This is a genomic window from Winogradskyella marincola, from assembly GCF_029624125.1.
Lineage (GTDB): Bacteria > Bacteroidota > Bacteroidia > Flavobacteriales > Flavobacteriaceae > Winogradskyella > Winogradskyella marincola.
Genome location: NZ_JARSBN010000001.1, coordinates 70,607 through 91,910 on the forward strand (window position 1 = coordinate 70,607; position 21,304 = coordinate 91,910).

Genomic DNA, 21,304 nt, shown 5'->3' on the forward strand with positions numbered 1-21,304 from the left:
TTCATTTTTTGACAAGTTTCAAATATAAATTTTTGTAAGTATTTATCTCTTTTTTTAATGAAAAACGAGAAGTTACATTATCTATAGCTTGTTGTTTTAGCATATTATAGAGTCCTTCGTCCTGTAATAATAATTTGATTTTATCAACTAATTCTACTGTTGAGCTAAACATAAAACCTCCTCTATTATTCTTTAGAATATAAGATGCTCCACCTCCTGATTCTGAACTCAACACAGGAACACCACAGGCCAAAGCTTCTAAAATACTTACAGGCAAACCTTCTTGTTTTGAAGCTAAAACAAAAACATGTTGTTGAGAAAGCTCGTGTGGTATATCTTCATTTTTCACAAAACCTTTGAACGATACACGATCTTGAAGATGACATTTCTTTATTAAACGAACAAGTTGGTCTTTATATACCTCATCCGTTCGTCCGTACAAATTTAAATGCACATGAGTAGGTAAATTAACCAAAGCTTCAATTATTTGTGCTTGGTTTTTGTTTTCTACAATATTACCAATACAACATATATTGAAAGTGTTTTTATTCCTGTTATCTATAAAAACAAATTTATCTAAATCAACTCCATGAGGAATTAATGTAATCTTTGACTTAAAATAAAATGGGTTAAAAAACCGAGATCTCATTTCAGGATTGTCATAAGCAATATGATTGGCTAAAAGACTTTTTAGCTTCCAACGCTTAGACCAGGCATTGTTTTTTTTGGTGTATAGATATTTAACATTTGCTAATCTACATGCTAAAGCTTCAACAAAATTAGATTTATAATCCCAAGAATGGCATAAATCTATTTGATGTGTTTTTAATATTCTTGAAAAATATCTAACATCTTCTAAAAGTTTACCTACATATAAAACATGTATTTGGTTTGAAGCAGAGATGTCGTCTGGTATAAGTTCTGGATGCTTTTCTACAGCTATAAATACCTCAAATTTTTCAGGATCTAAACCTCGTACTATTGAAAGTAAAACGTTTTGACTTCCGGCTGTTTTAAAATTTGGTATGGTATATAGTATTCTAATTGGCTTCAAACTCAACTATTATTCTTTTGCCATAAAGATAAGGTTAATAACATACTTAAAGGGTGCGAAAATTTTACTCTATCCTGCTCCCTAAAACTATGATAAATACTATCAATGATTTTTTTATCTATAAGCGAATAAAAACTATCATTATAGATGTAAGTCTTTAAATTATTATCATTGTCTTTACCCAAAAACTGTAATTCCCAATTACGCTGAATATAGGGTTTACCAGTAAAACTTTTAAGTGTTCTATATAATTTATTATTAATTCTATATGGTAAATTATAAGGTGATTTATTGAACTGGAAATTGTTTAGGTTAAAGGGTTTTTGCTCTTGCCATGTAATTTTAGAAAGTACTTTGCTTCTTTTCTTTATATACGCTATCTGTAGTTTTCTATCTTCTAAATAGGCTTCAGGAATAGTGCATATAAACTGACACATCTTATCATTATAATATGGAAGTGTTATTGGGTGTATGTTTTCAAAAACAGATAAGTTAACAGTTGTCCATCGAGGTGCCCAGTACATAGATTTAAATGCTCTAATTTTTGCACTAGAGTTTTCGATATTTATTTGTGACAGCAAACTTTTAATTCTATCTCTCAAATACAACTCAAAATCTCCATCTAAACTCCAAGACTCCCAAAGTGCTTTCGCTAATTGTAATCCACCTGGTTTAACTATCTTTTTTAAAATTAAATTAACCTCATCGTCAATAGACAATTGCTCTTTTGTTGTAGCGTCAAAAAGCACATCTCCCCAATGACCAAGCGAAAAGACATCTCCTTTAGACTTTAATTCTTCCGCTACTGCCATTTGCCTTGGATGAGTAAACTCAGAATAACACTGATTGATGCTAGACAGTTTCTTCACCTTATCCCACAAATAACCCTCTGCTATTGTATACGCTTCAAACGAAAAGCCACATGCATTGGCTATTTGTCTTGATATGTTGGCCTCATTGTATCCATTCTCAAATGAATAACTATAAGCTTCAACATTCTTGCCAAGATGATTTAAAGCTACTGCTTGCGTTCTGGAATCTAATCCGCCAGATAATGGCAATATAACTCTCTTGCTTCCTACTTGTTGGTCTATAATTGATTCGAATAGTTCTGAGAACTCACTAAGCGCCTCCTCAAAACTAATATCTCTTGGTGAATAATGCCATTGAAAATAAGATTCGCTTTTTATTAAAAAACCATCCTCATCAATTGTATTAACTGTACCTGGTTTTAAACAAACCTCATCTTTAAAATACGTATCTTCATCCAGAAAAAAACCTATTGCCGTAAACACACATATAGCTTCGTAATTAATTACATGCTCTGTTTTAACCTTAGCAAAGGTTTGCTTTTTTGGAATTACAGGTACTTTAGTTTGTAAAGGTTTCTTCATCTATATTAAAATACGTGAATACTTCTTTTATCTGTCTATCATTAGCGCTTTCAAACACATTGGTTTTAAACAAACTTTGATCTTGGGCTTCACTGATTTCTACAAAAGCTCTATTAAATTGATCTGTTTTAACCACCATAATATTGCTATGTATTTGTGCAGCTTTTAACCATATATCATCTCCAATACAATTAGTTTTTGCCATACCTTGAGTATCATAAATAGATTCTAAAAAAAGACTAGGATTATACAATACACCACTAACTCCGGTTGCCAACAAAAAATGAGAAGGTGTATTAGATCTTGGCGTGTTAATCTTCCATTCTCGGTAAGATTTAAAACCAGCATTATCAACAACTATTTTTCTTACCCTATTGGCTACAACACTTTTTGGAAATTCATTTGACTTATTAAGTAATACTTCTATTAAGTTTTTGGGATATATAATATCATCATCTATAGTAACTACTAGATTATCTGGATACTTCTTAAAAGCGTAATAATACTTAGTATGCGCTTTAAGATCCTTACAAAACTCAATCTCTAAGCCCAAAGGTATAAGCTCTTGCAATGTACTGGGTAAATCCTCTATTTTAGAAGTAAAAAATTCTTCACCAAGCCACAAGACTATTTTCTTTGGAGGGACTGTTTGGTTAAGTAGACTTTTTATTGGTAAATAGACATACTCAATCCTACTAGGTATTGTGGTTAAGCTAACTATTACAGCACTTTCTGTATCGATTTTAAGCGACTTTAAAGGAAAATTTTTATAATACTTAACCAAGTTGATTTTTAGATATTTATAAAGTTGCCAATTAATCCATCTACCGAATTTAGTTCTCTTTTTATCTCGTTTTCTATTTAGATGATAACTATATAAGTAGTGAATCATAGTGAAGTTAAAAATGCTGAAGCGTTTAGGCCAACAATAATTACAATACGTTTTTGCGTAAAGATAGACTATTTTACATTTTTATGATTAGAGCTTTATATCATATAATTTTTATACCATATCTAACTATTGAAAAACCAAAATATAATGTACATTGCCAATACAGATTTATTTTCAATAGGTTACAAAAGATAAAATGAAAAAAATTAAACGTTTCATTTACAACAGAAAAGTTGTAAGATATTATAGAAAAGGAAAAGCTTACCTCAACAATCCTGAATATCTCAAAACACAACAAGAAAGTAAAAAAGAAATCTTAAAAGAGCCTTCTCGTACTACAATCATAAACTACCTTTTATCCTTAAAAAAGGAAGATACTACGTATTTAGAAATTGGTGTAAGAAACCCAGAACACAACTATAATCATATTAATGCTAACACAAAGTATAGTGTTGATCCTGGTATTGAATTCAAAAAAAATCCTGTGGATTTTAAAATGACAAGTGATACTTTTTTTAATAAACTCCTTAAAAGTGAAATCCTTAGCAATACTATAAAATTTGATGTAATTTTTATTGATGGACTACACTTAGCAGAACAAGTAGATAGAGACATTGAAAATGCACTAAAATATATTAAAGATGATGGTTTTATAGTTTTACACGACTGCAACCCTCCTACTGAATGGCATGCAAGAGAACATTTTGAATATAAAGATACACCTGCTGGTGGTTACTGGAATGGCACAACCTGGAAAGCATTTTTAAAATGGAGAGGCAACCCTTCTGTACATTCTTGCTGTGTAGATAGTGATTGGGGAGTTGGCATTATTTCTAAACATCATCCAATAGGAAAAAGTATTACAAATGTTAATCCTTTTTATGAATATAAAATCTTAGAAAAGCAAAGAAGAGAGCACTTAAATCTTATTGATTTTGAATTGTTTAAGAAAACATTTAATTAAACCCTCTGTTGTTGATGAAAATAATTCAAAAACTGAAAATTAGAAATAAAGAATTCAGTAGTCATCCTATCACTAAAGATAATAGAATTAAGGCTTTATCTCGTTATATTATTTTCAACTTTGTTAATAGGTATAAAAAGAATATTAAGTACAAGTGGGTTGGAAAATTAGTTTTTTATGCAAATAAAGGAGATGCAGGTATTGTTGGTAATATATATTATGGATTATATGAATTTAATGAATCCATGTTTATACTACATTATTTGAGAGAAAGCGATTTATTTTTAGATGTTGGAGCAAATGTAGGCCATTATTCTCTTCTAGCTTCAGGGATTAAGAATTGTAATTCAATAGCAATTGAGCCTGTACCAAAAGCCTTTAATCAACTCAAAGAACTTGTAAAGCTAAATAAGCTAGAAGATAAAGTTGCTACACAAAACATTGGGATTAGTAATATGTGTTCTGAAATGTACTTTTCAACTGACAAAAACACGATGAATAGAATTGTAAGTAAAAATTACAAAAATTCGGTTAAAATCCCTGTTAAAACCTTAGATTTCATATGTGAAGATATGGATGTTTCAATACTAAAAATAGATGTTGAAGGGTATGAGAAATTTGCTTTAGAGGGTGGAAAAATATTGTTATCAAATAAAAACCTAAACATAGTCATTATTGAAATTAACTTTAGTAATAAGTTTTATGGCGTTAAAAATGAAGAGGTAGAAGAAATACTTTTGCAAAATAATTTTTTACCGTATGAGTACGACCCAATCAAAAGAAAAATCTCTGAGTTAAATTCTTACAATAAAACACAGTTTAATACTATTTTTATAAAAGATATAAGTCTTGTCAAGGAAAGAATAAAAACAAGTGCTAAAATAAAGGTTTGGAACAAACTAATTTAGTTCAAAATGATGCATCACTCCATACTTTTTCTCTCAAAACTTCCTTGGGATAATCAATCTCTACGACAGCACTTTCCTTTCGCTTTAAAATATTGAACAATCTTGTTTTATATAGCTTTTTTAACTTTTGAGGATGATATAGAAAATTATCTTTAAAATAGTTTTTTAAAAACGCATCAGAATTGTTTTTATCATTAACAAGTGTTATCAATAAACTTTTAAGATCTTCTATTTTATTACCACTAAGAAAATGATCTGGATGGTTCTCAAAGTTTTTATATTTCTTTTTAAAATCTTCATAATCATAAACATGATAATGTAATACATTTCCTGAGGTAATGGCTTTTAACTCTTCATCATTATAAGAGATATAACGGTGAACATTATAAGGAATCACTGTACTGTTTACCTTAATTGCAGATTTCCCCATGGTGTGCCCCAGCCAATACGATATCTTCTTGTACTCTTTTTTATAAGGGTCATATAGCTTATTGTAAATCTGGTCTAGCCTAGAAGCAAAGTTCTTTTGTGTTTTAAATAATGTTTCCTCTTGCATTACATTATTATAGGCAATCTTTCTAGATACAACTTCTAAAGGTTTTAAATTAACTATAGTTGCATTCTGAGTTTCTGCTACACTAAAGAAATCTTCAATAGATACTCTTCCATCTTTTGAAGTTATAAATAACTCATCAGCATCTATAGAAATTAGCCAGTCTATATGCTCTTTTTTACATTTTTGTAATGCATCAAACGTATTTAAACATTGTCTTGCGGTATGATGTTGCTCTGCATTACTCCAAAATTTTTCTAAAGCTGAGATATGGCTGTAGGTTTCTGCTTCTACAGAGTTACTGATTTCTACACCTTTTATATCTTTTATTACTTGAGGACCATTATCTGTAGTATTATCAAAATAGACAAACACTTTAGTAGCACCAATACCCAAGTGATAGCACACATTTTGCTTTAGCAAACGTGCTTCATTTTTTACGGTCATAACTATTGCTACTTTCATGTATTATTTTTTTATGTCCTTGTAATACTTAAGGCGCATCAAAAGATATTTCAAATTTAGTTTTTCCGTTTTTCTCAATCTATTATTTACTCTATTAAAAAAACGCTGCACATAAGACCTATACAATTTAACATCTATTTTATTGGCTTTATAAGCCTCTTCTGCAAATCGCTGATGCTCTCTGTAGTACTTAATTAAATAATTTAACCCTTTAGAATTTAATGTAGATACACTTTCTCCTTCTTTTCTAAAGTACGATTGTGTTAATGGATTTAAAGCTATTTTTTTATTATGAAAGGCTTCAAAATAAAAGACTCTATCTCCTATTAATCTATAATTTGTATATCTAAAAGCATCCTTAATTAAGGTTTTTTTAAAAATGATAGAACTTACATTTAAAATTGGGCAATACAGAAAGTAATCTAAGCTTATTTTTAATTCGTCTTTTTGCTTAAATATTGGATGCTCTGTACGTCCAGTGATTGAATCTTTATTTACAACTTTGGTTTCAGCAACCACAACATCTAAGCTTCTTTGCTGTATGTGTTGAAGTTGAGATTCTAAAAAATTAAGATCGCAATAATCATCACTCTCCGCAATCCAGATGAATTGTCCTTTTGCCAAGCTCAATCCTTTTTGCCATTGTTTAAATGGGCTTCCGCTATTTATTTTATTTACTATAAAATGTGACGTTTTTGGATGATCTTTATACGTACTTAAGATAGACAGACTTGAGTCTGTTGAGCAATCATCAAGGAGAATAACTTCAAAATTTTGATAACTTTGGTTATAAATACTTTCTAAACGAGAGGTTAAATAATCTGCATGATTGTAATTAGGTAATATTATGGATACTAATTGGCGGTTCTGAATATTCATTTATAATAAAGCATTGAAGTCTAAAATTCTTATTAGAAAAGCTAGAACAGAGAACTTACCAATCATTTTCTGTATAAAAATTTTCCCATACTGGCTTCGTTCCTATCTTTACTCTTGCGATTTCTTCTTCTGTTAATCTATTTTTCCAAGTCTTTACATTTTCTTTTGAGTTCCTTTTTAAATCAGATTTTACTCCACTATTAGTTGTTTCAAAAATATAACTCTTTACGTTATCACTGAAAGTTAAATTAATTTTTGAAAAGATATTTTTAAACTCTTCAATTGGATTTATAGACAAGTCTTCATGTTTTACAAAATACCAATCATCTTTATATTTTTCTTGATAATATGATACCGTTCCATAGATTGTCTTCCATAGTAAAATACCTTGGTCTATAATGTCTTTTTGATTTCTGGAAAAATCATTAATTTCATCTCCATAGTCTTTTAAGTAAGACTTCATTAACATTGGTTGATTTAAATAATTATTAAAATCAAATTCCCATTTTTTCACTTTCAAACTTGCCACAAATGCTGCAGGATGCCTTATAATTATTACAACATCTAAGTTATAATTATTATATAACCACTCTGTAGACATAATTGCTATTGGATCCTTTATAATTGTTCTATCTGTGGCTCTTCTCTTTAAATCTAAAAAATGCCCATATATCTCTTTTACTGTCCTTACTTTAAACAACCTCGTAAGACTTGAAATATGAAAAATTCTTAAAAAAGAATCTATATAACTCTTTACATCTTGTTGATGTTTTACATCACTGGTAATATATTGAAACCAGTATTTAAAAGGAGGTTTGTAGCGTTTAATTGCAATATTAAAAGGTTCTTGTATGTATCTAACCTTTGGTGCTTTAGATATAACTTTTCCGGTCCAAGTTGATCCTGAGCGATGAGAGCCTGTAACCAAAATACTTTTTTTCATTCCTTCAAACTCTTTAATTTAATAAATTGATTAGATCCTCTTTTTATGAATAATTGCGAAAACACGCAGCCTACCAGATAAATTTTTTCATTCAAACTAATATACTCAAAGGTCATTAGCCGTTTTAAAACATCACTATAAAAGCCATTTTTCAACATAACCTTTAAGGTATTTAAGCAATGGTATCTATATTTTAAAACACCTTTAGTATGCTTATGTTCTTTAAAGTAATTCAATACCATAAGATAAACTCTATAGGTAGAAGCCATTTTAGAAATGTCTTTGCTTGTACCATAGGTCATTGAATCCTTATGAGATTTTACTGTATAAAGTACATCACTCACATGCTCTACATCTAAATTAGGTTGTGAAGTAAAAAACCTAAAGAAAAAATCGAGATCTTGGTTTTTGGTCAATGTTTCATCATAACTGTAACCTGCTAGCAACGCTCTCTTTATAAGAAAAGATAATGGCCCAAAGGACACAATACCATCTACAAGATCGTTAAGTATGTTACCACTAAATTTTTGATTGGCTAGTCTGGCTCGCTTTCCATGTTTATTTAAATTTTCGAAAGCAGAAAACACAATATCTACAGAGTTGTTTGTAATAAAAGGTTGTAGTTTTTTTTCAAGAAATTCAGGTTTCATAATATCATCGCTATCAAACCATTGTATATAATCTCCTTTACTTACTGTAAACCCGTAATTACGTGCTCCATTACCTCCTGGAAGGTGGTTTTTTGGTCTATTAAAATACCGAAACCTATTATCTTTATTAATATACTCTTGTATTAAAGCTTCTGTATTATCTGTACTTCCGTCATCAACTACAATACATTCCCAATTTGTATACGTTTGTGCTAAGACAGAATCTAACGTATCGCTTATTAAATGTGCACGATTCAATGTTGGAATGATTATGGAAACTAACGGAGTCATTCTTTTAAATCTTGAAAATTGTTATCTAAAAAATTAATAAAAGCTTTATTGAAAATATTAACACCTGTTTGATTAAGGTGATGACTGTCATAAAAATCTATAGTGTCGTTAAGATTTAAAACTTCATTGTAATTATAATAATCGCCATAAGAAGCCATTAAACTATTAAACGCTTTGATGTTAGAGTACGAATTATACTTTAGAGATGTCACAGGAGCTTGTACCAATATATAATTTATGCAATTTTTGTTTAATCTTCTAAGTATAGTTTCAAAGCTTTTAATTTGATTTTCATTAAAAGTAATTAAAGTTTTATCTTGTTCCTCTCCATTAAAGTATGCTGGTTTTAACTTGGCAACATATCCTCCTTTTTTATAAGCTTTATTCTTTACATATACCGTATCGTTAAAAATACCATTTACCAATGTATACAAATAGGTGTTATGTAACTTTATGTTTTTTTGATTAAATACCATTTTTAATGAATGTAAATCGTTGTTATCATTCACAATTAAATCTAGTCCAGATTCTACACCATCTGAAGCAAAGACCATTGGATTAACTTCAAATACAACAAGCTTCGGATTTAATTTTTTTAAATACCTATCTATTAGAATTAATGTTTGAATAGGTGTTTGCGAACTAGAACCCAAATTAAAAGCCTTATAGTTTGACGCACTAAAAATTCTTGTATCAAAACCTCTATAGGCATGTGAAGACCCTAAAAACAACAAATCAACGTTAGACGTTTGTCTTACTTCCTGTAATCTTAAATAATTATGACCTACTTTGTACACTAAGTTTGGCAAATGTTTTGGTTTTAATACACTACCAAACAAAAACAACAATAATGTATATCCTATAATTAAAAAAACAGAAAAGATTAAAATCCTCTTGATTAAATTAATTATTTGAATACTCATCATAAAACTACTAAAATTGAAAATAAATAAACGGAGTCTCTTCGGTTTGCATATACATTCCTATTAAAAAAATGATTAATGTATAAAATGCCCAGCGTATTGGTGTAAATTTATTTTTCAAGAGATTCTCTATTGCATACTTATCCTTTCTGCCAAACCACTCTACTACTACAAAAAAAGCAAGCAATACAACTATTGGATATATTAATTTTCTAATACTATAGACTGGTAAACTCAGTAGATCTAAACTAAACATATCCCTTATAAAAATTAGTGCATGAGATACAGACTCTGCTCTAAAAAACACCCAAGCAATTGTTACAAGACTAAAGGTAGTTATAATATTAAAGAGTTCTTTTGGACTTGGTAATCTTTTATTTTCTGCAACAATACTTGTATTAACTCTGTTTCGCTTTGCTAAGAGCAGTGGTATAAAATACAGAGCGTTTATTGCTCCCCAAATAATAAATGTCCAGTTAGCTCCATGCCAAAAACCACTGACCAAAAATATAACAAACACATTTCTAACCTTATGAGACCTAGATCCGCCCAAGGGTATGTATAAATAATCTCTAAACCATGTAGAAAGTGAAATATGCCAACGTCTCCAAAACTCTGCAACATCTCTAGAAAAGTATGGAAAAGCAAAATTTTGCATTAAGTTAAAACCAAATAACCTTGAAGTTCCTATAGCTATATCAGAATATCCAGAAAAGTCTCCATAAATTTGAAAAGCAAAAAAGACAGCACCCAAAGCTAAGGTACTCCCAGAATAACTTTCGGAATTATTAAAAATCATATCTGCGTACAAAGCGCAATTATCGGCTATTACCATTTTCTTAAATAGTCCCCATAAAATTTGTCTCAACCCATCAACAGCATTGGTATACTCAAATTTTCGAGATTTATAAAATTGTGGCAATAAGTTTGTTGCTCGCTCTATGGGTCCTGCAACCAACTGAGGAAAAAAGCTAACAAATGCCGCAAAAGAAACAAAATTATGCGTTGGCTGTAACTTACTTCTATAAACATCAATGGTATAGCTGAGGGTCTGAAACGTGTAAAAACTAATTCCTACTGGTAAAACAATATTTAAACTACTACCATTAACATGGTATCCTAAAAAAGTAAACGCCTGATTAAAATTTTCAACAAAAAAATTATAATATTTAAAGACACCCAATAAGCCTAAATTTGTAAAAAGACTGCATATCAAGAGAAGTTTTCTAACTTTTGGGTCCCTAGATTTTTGAATATTTTTAGCAATAAAAAAGTCTACAACGGTGCTAAAGAAAATTAGAAACAAAAACCGATAATCCCACCATCCATAAAACACATAACTACTAATGGCTACAAACAGGTTTTGAGCCCTTAGGTGAGAGTTTAATAACCAATAAATTAGAAATACTATTGGAAGAAAAATTGTAAAATCTATTGAATTGAATAGCATACCTTGAATTTACAATTTAAACATACTATTTATGCGTGATAAAAGCATTAGAATTGGTTTCAAATTGTTTAAATCTACTGTTAAGTGGATATCCTGAGAAAATATACTTAGACACTGCTGTAGTATCGTTTTTATAATCAATTTGATGGTTAAGTAAAAATTCTAAATTCCAAAATTTAAGTTTTCGTTGAAATTTGATTTTTAAATTTTTGTTTAATATTTTATAAATTAAACACCATGGTAATCTTCTAGAATTAGGATAAAAATAATAGTAAAGTACATAGTGCATTGCTGCCATGTTATTATTTTCATCATTGTTTACCCTAAAAAACACAAAGCACATCTGTCTTAAAAAATATAGTAGAGTAGTATAATGACCACCTATAATACCTGCATTGTATATTGCTGTATCGTAAAAGTTATTTGGCAACTCTTCATTTAAGCCTTCTTTTAACCTGTTAATGCTATCCAAATTCCAATTAGAGTGAATAAGTTTGTTTTCGCTTCCTCTCCCAACAAAAATTGTACTTTTTTTCTTATTGTCAATACATTCAAATGGCGACTTATTTATAACAACATCATTACCATCAGTTAGAAGAATTTGGTCGGCTTTGTGTTTTAAAAAAAACATGTAGTATATTATAAAACGCTCATCATTAAGGCTATAATTTCCTAACTGACATTTTACAAAAGAGATATGATCTGTCTTATACTTTTGAATAAAGTCATTTGATAAATGGTCGTAAAAAACTATTCCCTCTAGCTTTAATTTTACCATGCTGTTATACCATGGGGCTATATAACTTATATCATCAGAATCAATTTTTAATTTTCGCTGTGGGTCTTTTTTAGAACTAAAATATGTGGTGCAAACTACTGATTTAAAGTTTTTAGATAACGATTCTACAGATCTATTGGTTTTAAAAATATCTATACCATTAATAACAGAGAGTTGATCAAAATCACCAGACAGTATCTTTTTTAATAATCGTAGATTATCCTTTACTTGAAGGCTATTACTAATAGGAATATCAATTTTTAGTCCATTACTCATTATCTACAAATGCTTTCTTTGCCCAAATATTTAATTGCATATCTTGATTAAGGGATACTTTTTGTTTTACAAAGTGATTTGTCTTTTTATACTCACCCTCAATAAAATATCTAAAATTATTCTTTTCAAATAAATCTAAAAATTTAGATAGATATTGATTTTCGTTTATAAATGAATGATACTCTAAAAAAACATGATTTAATTTATGTAAATTAGTTTTTACATCATCATAGATTAATTTCTCTGCACCTTCTATATCAATTTTAAGAAAATCAACTTCGTCTTTAAGATATTCACTAAGCGTTGTGGTCTCTACATCATAATTATTTGCTAAGTCTTTTTCTAAAATTAAAGAACCTGAAATAATCTCATTTGTAGTAAATTTTTGTATTCCTTTTGTATTGGACAATGCTTTATCTATACATATGACATCTTTCAAATTATTTGCTTCTACATTTTTAACCAGTGATTTATAAGCCTCTCTTGAGGGCTCAAAAGCGACAATCTTAGCTTTTGGATATCTTTTTTTCCAATACAATACTGCCATTCCTATGTTAGCACCTGCATCTATTATAAAAGGTTCTTCTGTTTTTGAATTAAAATTATACACATGTCGAGTAAAAATTTGAGAAAAGGCTCTTTCAATACATGCTTTATTATGTGAGTATATCTTTAATCCTTCAAAATATTTACAATAAAAATCTCCATTTAACTTAATATCATCTTTTGGCTGATTTTTTACTAATCTTTTTATAATTTTCTTTAACCGCCTCATTATTTGTTTCTGTTTCTAATCAATTTAGCTGGTACTCCTCCAACAATTAATCCTCTTTCAATATTCTTATTAACAACCGAACCTGCCGCTACTATAACATTTTCCTCAATATATACTCCATCCAAAACCTTAACTCCTGCACCAATCCAAACATTATTTTCTATTATTATTCCTTTTTTAGTTAAGCCTTGTTTTCTAATAGGAATATCTAGTTCATCATAATTATGATTTGCTGGAACAAATACACTTTGAGTTGCAATTCGAACATCATCACCAATGGTTAAATTTCCGTGTCCATATAACACACAAAATGGATTAATACTAGTTTGACTTCCAATTTTAATATTCCCGCCATAAGTCGCAATTATAACATTTTCAAAAATGTGACAATTATCACCAATCTCAATGGTACCGCCTTTGGAATTATTTAATATAACCGATGAATCAATTGAGGTATTGCTACCAATGATAATTCTATTTGGGTCTCCTTTTACCTTATATTCAGTAGCTCTATACTTAGCTATTAATTTTGAGAGTAGTTTCAACATCTAAATAAATTTTTCCAAAGTGACTATTTAATAATACTCCATTTCCATAGACATCACTTGCCACAACATTAAAAGAAATTGCAGAATCTATAAAATCTAGCCTGCCACCTTTTTTGAAAGACACAGAAATATCAATTATATAATCCCCTTGGATTAAATTAGGCTTTTTTATTTTAAACAGAAAAACTTCTTCATCTAGACCGTTATTCTGTTCAACAACCACACTTTTCATTGCTGTACTAAAGGCGGTAAGTTTTTGCTCATAAGTGTCTTTAATGAAAAAACCTAAATGCAATCCGGTTGTATTTTTAATACCTGAACTTGTTATTTCTAATATAAAATCCTCACCCATAACAAATTGATCAGACACTTCATTATTTTTGTTCAGCATTCTAACTTTCTTGATAAACTTGGAATCAAAATCGCTAGATGTTGTTTTTTTTCCTTTTAAGTACATCTGAATACAATCTTTTGTATCTCCTTCAAATTTTACTTTTCCGTTTTCTAGTAAAATAGCTCTTGTACATAAGTTTTCAACGGCAGCCATATTATGACTTACAAACAACACTGTTCTACCATCTCCTTTAGAGATATCTTGCATTTTACCAATGGCTTTTTTCTGAAACTCTGCATCACCAACTGCAAGTACTTCATCTACAACCAAAATATCAGGCTCTAAAAACGCTGCTACAGCAAATGCTAAGCGAACACGCATACCAGAGCTATAACGCTTTACTGGTGTATCTATATAACGTTGACATCCTGAAAATTCTACAATTTCTTGCTCTTTAGCTTTAATTTCGGCTTTGGTCATTCCCAAAATTGCACCATTGAGATAAATATTTTCCTTTCCTGTAAGCTCTGGGTGAAATCCTGTACCTACTTCTAACAAAGAAGCGATACGTCCTTTAGTCTTAATCTGACCTGTAGTTGGACTCGTAACTCTAGACAATATTTTGAGTAATGTAGATTTACCTGCACCGTTTTTTCCAATAATGCCTAAAACTTCTCCTCGCTTAACTTCAAAATTAATGTCCTTAATTGCCCATACGTAATCACTCTTAGCAGCTTTACTTCTATCGTTGGTATCACCAATTTTTAGATAAGGATCTTCTTTCCCTCTTAGTTTGTAAAACCAACGCTTGAGATCATGACTAAGTGTACCTGTACCTACAAGACCTAACCTGTATTGCTTACTTATATGTTCTACTTTTAGGATTACTTCAGACATCTTCTACACAGTATCTATAAAGGATTTTTCTGTACGATTAAAAATAACTAATCCTATTAAAAATATAAACAGGCTTATACCTAATGTATACAAAAATCTGGTAAGGTTAAATTCACCTATATCAAGTAGCATATATCTAAAACCTTCCATAATTTGAGTTAACGGATTATACTCTACAATTTTAGCCACCAATGGTGGAAATTTTGCTTTAGCTTCAGACATTGGGTAAGGCACGGCAGAGACATACATGAGTAGTTGTACTGCAAAAGTTAATAATACTGTTATGTCTCGATATTTTGTAGTAAGGGATGAAAAAATCATACCCAAACCGAGACCTAGCATTGCCATAATAACTACATATACAGGAAATAAGATAATATTAGAATTTATACTTAACTCATAACCTGTCGTATAGTAATAAACAAAAAAACCAATAAAAATCAGTAACTGAATACCAAATTTTAAAAGGTTTGAGATTGTAATAGACATTGGTAATATTACTCTTGGAAAATACACCTTACCAAAGATATTTTGATTTTTTGTAAAGGTGCTGGACGTATTATTAAGGCAGTCTCTAAAATAGTTCCAAGCTGTAATACCTGCTAGATTGAATAAAAAAGGCGGTATACTCCCAGTTTTTATTTGACCTAAATTATTAAATATTAAAGTAAAAATTACAGAGGTAAATAAAGGCTGAATAAGATACCAAAGAGGCCCTAAAATAGTTTGTTTGTATAGCGTTACAATATCGCGTTTTACAAACAGAAACAATAAGTCTCTATAACGCCAAATTTCTTTAAAATTAAAGTCGATGAGTTTTCTCTTTCCAGAGATGGTGTATAGCCATTCATCTTCCTTTTTACTCAACAATTTAGCGTGTTTTAATTAGTATTGCTAATATACTATTTATTCAGAATTTTCATAATAAACACAGAAGTATTTACCATGCTAATTAAAGTAATCCCAAGTAATTTTCAAACCTTCCTTAACCGTATATTGTGGTTTGTAGCCTAATAGTTTTTGTGCTTTAGAAATATCTGCCAAAGAATCTCTTACATCTCCTTGTCTAGTTGGCCCATAGACTGCATCTAAATTAGAGTCTGCTGCAGATTTTAGTGAATCCCAAAGGTAATTTACTGTAATACGCTCACCACAAGCAACGTTAAACACTTCGTTTGCTGCTTCTTTTGGCGCAAAGAATCCTCTAATGTTGGCTTGCACTGCATTATCTACAAAAGTAAAATCTCTTGTTTGCTCACCATCACCATTTATTTTAGATGGCTTATTATCTTTAAGTGCTTGCATAAATAATGGAATTACTGCAGCATAAGCACCATTTGGGCTTTGCTTTGGTCCAAACACATTAAAATATCTTAAACCTATAACATCTGTACCATAAGTTTTACCAAAAACATCCGCATACAACTCATTAACATATTTTGTTACTGCATAAGGAGATAAAGGTTTCCCTATTTTATCTTCTATTTTTGGTAAGGATTTACTATCTCCATACGTTGAACTTGATGCAGCATACATCATACGCTTTACGGTCTTACTTTCTTTTAAAGCTATAAGCATATTTAAAAATCCTGAAATATTGACCTCATTTGAGGTTGCAGGATCATTAATAGATCGTGGTACAGATCCTAATGCTGCCTGATGCGTTACATAGTCTATACCGTCCATTGCTCTTTTGCAAGTTTCCAAATCTCTGATATCACCTTCTAGTAATTCAAAAGAAGGATTATCCATAAACTCGGTTAAGTTTTCACGGTATCCATTAGAAAAATTATCAAGTACCCTAACTTTCTTGGCTCCATACTTCAATAAATATTCTACAATATTAGAGCCTATAAAGCCAGCACCACCTGTAACTAAAAAACTTAATTGTGATAAATCTTGATTATGATATTGATTTGAATACATAATAAAGTTTGACTTTTAAATTTTATAAACGAGCATCTACTGAGTTGATAGGCAGTAAAGATTTAACATCAAACACCACACATTTATCAGACTTAAGATTATCTATAGATAATTCTAAAAACTCATTATGCGAAACTGCTAAAATAATAGCATCGTAATTAGCTTGTAAATCATCCATAGAAGATTTTAAGTCTAAATTATACTCATGTTTAACTTCTTCTTTTGAAGCCCACGGATCGTAAACATCAACACTAACATGATATGATTGTAACTCTTCTATGATATCAATAACCCTAGAATTTCTTATATCAGGACAGTTTTCTTTAAAAGTAATACCTAAAACCAGAGCATTAGAGCCTTTTATAGTAGCGCCTTTACTAATCATCATCTTAACGGTTTCTGTAGCCACATAGCTTCCCATACTGTCATTCATCTTACGACCTGCCAGTATAATTTCTGGATTATAACCAGATTCTATTGCTTTCTGCGCTAGATAATATGGATCTACACCAATACAATGACCACCTACTAAACCTGGTGAAAATTTTAAGAAATTCCATTTTGTACCTGCTGCTTCTAAGACAGCTTTCGTATCAATATTTAAAAGTCTAAAAATCTTTGACAACTCATTAACAAAAGCAATATTGATATCTCTTTGAGAATTTTCTATCACTTTGGCTGCCTCAGCTACTTTTATTGATGGTGCTAAATGCGTACCTGCAGTGATAACCTTTTTATAAAGTTGATCTATTTTTTCTGCTATTTCTGGTGTAGAACCAGAGGTTACTTTTAAAATCTTAGTAACTGTATGTTTTTTATCTCCAGGATTGATACGCTCTGGAGAATAACCTGCATAAAAGTCTTTATTAAACGTAAGACCAGATACTTTTTCTAAAACCGGAATACAAATATCTTCTGTTGCACCAGGATATACAGTAGATTCGTATACAACGATATCATTATTTTTTAATACCTTACCTACTGTTTCACTAGCTTTAATGAGAGGTGTAAACACAGGACGTTTTAACTCATCTGTAGGTGTGGGTACAGTTACAATATAAACGTTAGCTACTGAAAGCGCTTCAACATTATCTGTAATTAACAATCCTTTTTCAGCATTTAAATCTGAAGTTAAAACAGATTTAAGATTATCATTATCAACTTCTAATGTTTTATCCACACCAGAGTTTAACTCGCTTATTCTTTGTTTATTAATATCAAAACCAATTACAAAAAATTGCTTAGCAAACTCTACTGCTAGAGGTAAACCAACATAACCTAATCCTATGATTGCTATTTTATTTTCAGAATTTGTCATCTGCTAAAGATAGATTTTAAAATGAGCTTCAAATCTAAATAAAAACTATAATTCCTTACATAGTTTTTATTTATTTTTACTTTATCTACCCATATAACTCTTCGATTATAATCCTCAGGATCTTTTTGTTTATTTAATATCAGTTCTTCTTCCTTATATTTTAGAGTTGCCTCTCCGGTTATTCCTGGTTTAACCAATAGTACTATTCTATCATCACCTTCTAATTTATCCGCAAAACCTTCTATATCTGGTCGAGGTCCTACAAAACTCATATCTCCTTTTATAACGTTAAATAACTGAGGAAGTTCATCTAATTTGGTATGTCTTAAAAATTTTCCTAAAACCGTAGCACTTCTATCCAAGTGTCCTAAAAGGTGTTTCTCTTCTTTTAGAGTCCTAATTTTATATATTTTGAAAATTTTTCCATGCTGACCAACGCGTCTTTGAGTAAACACGCCATATTTTTTAGTATCAAAAGTGGCCAATATCACCAAGGCAATAATTGGTAAAATAAAAAAAGGTAATAATAACAAAACTAAGAGAACATCAAATATTCTTTTGGTTCTAAGCTGCTTTTTTGTAATCAAAATATAAAAATTAAAGAAGCTATCTACGCTTAAAAAGGTTTCTAACTTTCTTTATTAAAGAGTTATCCTCCTTTTCGTGATAGGCATTACCATAAACTCCATAACCGTAGCCGTAGCCATAACCGTAACCATAGCCATAATTATGATTACTCTTATGCCTGTAAAAATTAAGAATAAAACTTATGTTTTTTAACTCACCTGTCCTATGCTTTGCATTTACTAATTGAAGCATACCCTTTTTTGTATAATCTAACCTAACCATAAAAACAGTAGCGTCCGCATATTGTGTTAATTCTAACGCATCAGTTACTAAACCTAATGGAGGTGTATCTAAAATGATAATATCGTACTGGTCTTTCAACTGAGATATCAACTCCTTTAATCTATTTCCCATTAACAATTCTGAAGGATTAGGTGGTATTGGCCCAGACGTGATAAGATCGAGGTTTTTTATATGCGTATGAGTTATTATTTCATCTAAACTACTATCATCTATCAAATAATTCACCACTCCTTTTTCATTAGTGATATTGAAATCACCGAAAATTTTAGGCTTTCTTAAGTCTAAACCTAATAAGATTGTTTTCTTTTCTGATAGCGCATAAACAGTTGCAATATTTATAGATGTAAACGTTTTCCCTTCACCACTTACAGAAGACGTAACCATTAGTGTACTTGCTCTTGTATCTGAAGGGTTGTTCTTAAAAACAAATTGCAAACTAGAACGTATTGCTCTAAATGATTCTGCTACTGCAGATTTAGGCTTTTCATAAGCTACAAGGTTGTTTTTATATCTGTACTTACCTATTAAACCTAAAATAGGAATTTTAGACATTTTCTCTATTTCATCAGAACCATGTATTGTGCTATCTAATAAATAAATAACAAATATTAAAAACATAGGTGTAAAAAAGCCTATCATTAAAGCTAACATGTAGTTTAGAGACTTCTTTGGTCCAATTGGTGGATTTCCAATGTCTTTTGCTTCATCAATAACTGTAATATCAGAAACATTAGCTGCCTTAACAATCGCAGCTTCACTTCGTTTTGCCTGATAAATATTATAAGCTTCCTGACTTAAATCTAGTTTTCGCTGAATCTTTAAATACTCTTGCTGATCTTCTGGCAGACCTATAAGTTTTCCTTCTAAATTAGCAATCTTTCTCGCTATAGTACTAAGCTGTACACTTATTGTATTTCTAGTAGAGCTAATAGCCTCTATTAATACATTTTTTTCTGTATCAATTTTTCGATCCAAATCATCAAACAAAATTGATCCTTCCTTAGTACTGTATTCCAAGTTGCGTCGTTCTACAGATAATGCTATAATGCGACTAACACTTAATAAAATATTGGACTCTGTTATCCCAGCTGAAGATGGAGCTGCTATTTGAGTATAATCTGTTTTAGTTCTTAGATAGTTTTCTAAAGAATTTAAATAATTAAGCTTAGATTCTTCTTGCAGTTGTTCTTGTTCATAAACTCTTAACTGATTAGAAATCTGAAGCATTTCTTCTTCTACATCAAAAACCTTATTGTTCTTACGAAAATTATTCATTTCGTCAGTTACAAGCTTCAAATCCTCATTGACATTGCCCAAACTGCTATCTATAAATTTTATGGTATTTGTAGCATAAAGGTTTTTACGCTCTAGTTCTGTTTTACTCAAAATAGCAGCAGTTGCATTAAGATAATCAACAATTTTAGATTTGTTTTTTCCTATCATTGACAGTCTCAGCACAGAAGAAGCTTCTCCTGATGAAGGTGCTATATTGATTATGTTTTTATAATTATCAACTATAGAGTCAAAATTTAAATATCTTACAAAGTAATCTGATTCATTATCATATGCTACGTTTGGTTTTAACGCAATAACACCATTAAAAAACGGAAGCTCTATAGGTTTTCCATAATCAAACACCTGTTTAAATGATTCTGATTTTAGCTTAATAGATGCTTTAGTTCTAGAATCAAACTGTAGCGTTACTCCGTTTACTTTTTCAATCTCATAAGATAATTCAAAACGTTTACCATCAACATCTTTTATTTTAATGGGAACATTAATTAACTGAGGCTTAGATTTATTAGTAATAACTTCAAAAGGAGACTCTTTATAGATATCTAATAAATGGTATTTGCCTTGTCTTAGATACTCTTTATAATACTCTAAAGAGTCCACAACTAACTCGTTATGAGTTCTGGTTTTTACTTCGGTAATAATACTACTTACTTTACCTGAAACTCCTCCCCAATTAAAAGAGATACTTGTATTTGCTGTAAAAAAAGGATTTTGATCATTCTCGATAGTAATTAAAGAATCGAGTCTGTATATATTCTGTTTTCTAACATTGATGAAATAAGCTATTATTAAAGCTACACCAACACAAAGCAAAACTAATTTCCAGAGATTAAGAGCTTTAAACAAGAAACCTTTAAAATCAAACCCTATCCTCTGAGATTCTAATGATTCAATATCTTCAAAATCTTTATAATCCATAT

The 21,304-nt window shown here is 30.1% G+C and carries 20 protein-coding genes; 2 read left to right on the forward strand and 18 right to left on the reverse strand.

The genetic code is table 11. The features are described 5' to 3' along the window. Position 1: 1 nt before the first annotated feature. From P7122_RS00380 to P7122_RS00390, 3 genes are read right to left on the reverse strand one after another with little or no spacing between them, the layout of a single operon-like run. Positions 2-1,054: a glycosyltransferase family 4 protein gene (locus P7122_RS00380; RefSeq protein WP_278003804.1), complete on the reverse strand. Its 1,053-nt coding sequence runs from the start codon at positions 1,052-1,054 to the stop codon at positions 2-4. Positions 1,055-1,056: 2 nt separating this feature from the next. After that, on the reverse strand, positions 1,057-2,448 hold the full coding sequence (locus tag P7122_RS00385; RefSeq protein WP_278003805.1) for an asparagine synthase-related protein: 1,392 nt from the start codon (positions 2,446-2,448) through the stop codon (positions 1,057-1,059). Next, positions 2,426-3,340 carry a hypothetical protein gene (locus P7122_RS00390; protein WP_278003806.1) on the reverse strand — a complete coding sequence of 305 codons (915 nt, stop codon included), beginning with the start codon at positions 3,338-3,340 and terminating at the stop codon, positions 2,426-2,428. Before P7122_RS00390 ends, P7122_RS00385 begins: the two co-directional genes overlap by 23 nt. 196 nt (positions 3,341-3,536) lie before the next feature. Here P7122_RS00390 and P7122_RS00395 point away from each other — a divergent pair, with 196 nt between their 5' ends. Continuing rightward, complete coding sequence (locus P7122_RS00395) at positions 3,537-4,304, forward strand: class I SAM-dependent methyltransferase (RefSeq protein WP_278003807.1); 768 nt, start codon at positions 3,537-3,539, stop codon at positions 4,302-4,304. Positions 4,305-4,318: 14 nt separating this feature from the next. Further along, a complete protein-coding gene (locus P7122_RS00400; RefSeq protein WP_278003808.1) occupies positions 4,319-5,212 on the forward strand; it encodes an FkbM family methyltransferase in 894 nt (297 codons plus the stop codon). A gap of 1 nt (position 5,213) precedes the next feature. Here the strand turns inward: P7122_RS00400 and P7122_RS00405 are convergent, their stop codons facing one another. The 15 genes from P7122_RS00405 to P7122_RS00475 all read right to left on the reverse strand — a co-directional run bounded on the left by P7122_RS00405 (position 5,214) and on the right by P7122_RS00475 (position 21,302). Next, the gene (locus P7122_RS00405; protein ID WP_278003809.1) at positions 5,214-6,230 is read right to left on the reverse strand and encodes a glycosyltransferase family 2 protein; all 1,017 of its coding nucleotides are present in this window, start codon (positions 6,228-6,230) and stop codon (positions 5,214-5,216) included. A 3-nt stretch (positions 6,231-6,233) separates the two neighbouring features. Next, on the reverse strand, positions 6,234-7,109 hold the full coding sequence (locus P7122_RS00410) for a glycosyltransferase family 2 protein (RefSeq protein WP_278003810.1): 876 nt from the start codon (positions 7,107-7,109) through the stop codon (positions 6,234-6,236). Positions 7,110-7,164: 55 nt separating this feature from the next. Continuing rightward, positions 7,165-8,052 (reverse strand): sulfotransferase, encoded by an 888-nt coding sequence (locus P7122_RS00415; RefSeq protein ID WP_278003811.1) that lies wholly within the window; start codon positions 8,050-8,052, stop codon positions 7,165-7,167. Continuing rightward, positions 8,049-8,993 (reverse strand): glycosyltransferase family 2 protein, encoded by a 945-nt coding sequence (locus tag P7122_RS00420; RefSeq protein WP_278003812.1) that lies wholly within the window; start codon positions 8,991-8,993, stop codon positions 8,049-8,051. Before P7122_RS00420 ends, P7122_RS00415 begins: the two co-directional genes overlap by 4 nt. Further along, positions 8,990-9,919, reverse strand: coding sequence for a hypothetical protein (locus tag P7122_RS00425; protein WP_278003813.1), 930 nt, complete (start codon positions 9,917-9,919; stop codon positions 8,990-8,992). Before P7122_RS00425 ends, P7122_RS00420 begins: the two co-directional genes overlap by 4 nt. 7 nt (positions 9,920-9,926) lie before the next feature. After that, the gene (locus P7122_RS00430; RefSeq protein WP_278003814.1) at positions 9,927-11,366 is read right to left on the reverse strand and encodes an MBOAT family O-acyltransferase; all 1,440 of its coding nucleotides are present in this window, start codon (positions 11,364-11,366) and stop codon (positions 9,927-9,929) included. Positions 11,367-11,391: 25 nt separating this feature from the next. Then, positions 11,392-12,420: a hypothetical protein gene (locus tag P7122_RS00435; RefSeq protein ID WP_278003815.1), complete on the reverse strand. Its 1,029-nt coding sequence runs from the start codon at positions 12,418-12,420 to the stop codon at positions 11,392-11,394. Next, positions 12,413-13,195 (reverse strand): FkbM family methyltransferase, encoded by a 783-nt coding sequence (locus P7122_RS00440; protein WP_278003816.1) that lies wholly within the window; start codon positions 13,193-13,195, stop codon positions 12,413-12,415. The genes P7122_RS00435 and P7122_RS00440 overlap by 8 nt, the downstream gene beginning before the upstream one ends. After that, positions 13,195-13,743 (reverse strand): acyltransferase, encoded by a 549-nt coding sequence (locus tag P7122_RS00445; protein ID WP_278003817.1) that lies wholly within the window; start codon positions 13,741-13,743, stop codon positions 13,195-13,197. The genes P7122_RS00440 and P7122_RS00445 overlap by 1 nt, the downstream gene beginning before the upstream one ends. Further along, positions 13,712-14,974, reverse strand: a complete 1,263-nt coding sequence (locus tag P7122_RS00450; protein ID WP_278003818.1) for an ABC transporter ATP-binding protein — start codon at positions 14,972-14,974, stop codon at positions 13,712-13,714. Before P7122_RS00450 ends, P7122_RS00445 begins: the two co-directional genes overlap by 32 nt. Positions 14,975-14,977: 3 nt before the next feature. Further along, positions 14,978-15,841 (reverse strand): ABC transporter permease, encoded by an 864-nt coding sequence (locus P7122_RS00455; protein ID WP_437130079.1) that lies wholly within the window; start codon positions 15,839-15,841, stop codon positions 14,978-14,980. An 81-nt stretch (positions 15,842-15,922) separates the two neighbouring features. Further along, complete coding sequence (locus tag P7122_RS00460; RefSeq protein WP_278003820.1) at positions 15,923-16,900, reverse strand: SDR family oxidoreductase; 978 nt, start codon at positions 16,898-16,900, stop codon at positions 15,923-15,925. A gap of 22 nt (positions 16,901-16,922) precedes the next feature. Next, positions 16,923-18,218 (reverse strand): nucleotide sugar dehydrogenase, encoded by a 1,296-nt coding sequence (locus P7122_RS00465; protein WP_278003821.1) that lies wholly within the window; start codon positions 18,216-18,218, stop codon positions 16,923-16,925. Further along, on the reverse strand, positions 18,215-18,805 hold the full coding sequence (locus P7122_RS00470; RefSeq protein WP_278003822.1) for a sugar transferase: 591 nt from the start codon (positions 18,803-18,805) through the stop codon (positions 18,215-18,217). Before P7122_RS00470 ends, P7122_RS00465 begins: the two co-directional genes overlap by 4 nt. A 19-nt stretch (positions 18,806-18,824) precedes the next feature. Continuing rightward, positions 18,825-21,302 carry a polysaccharide biosynthesis tyrosine autokinase gene (locus P7122_RS00475; RefSeq protein WP_278003823.1) on the reverse strand — a complete coding sequence of 826 codons (2,478 nt, stop codon included), beginning with the start codon at positions 21,300-21,302 and terminating at the stop codon, positions 18,825-18,827. Positions 21,303-21,304 lie beyond the last annotated feature (2 nt).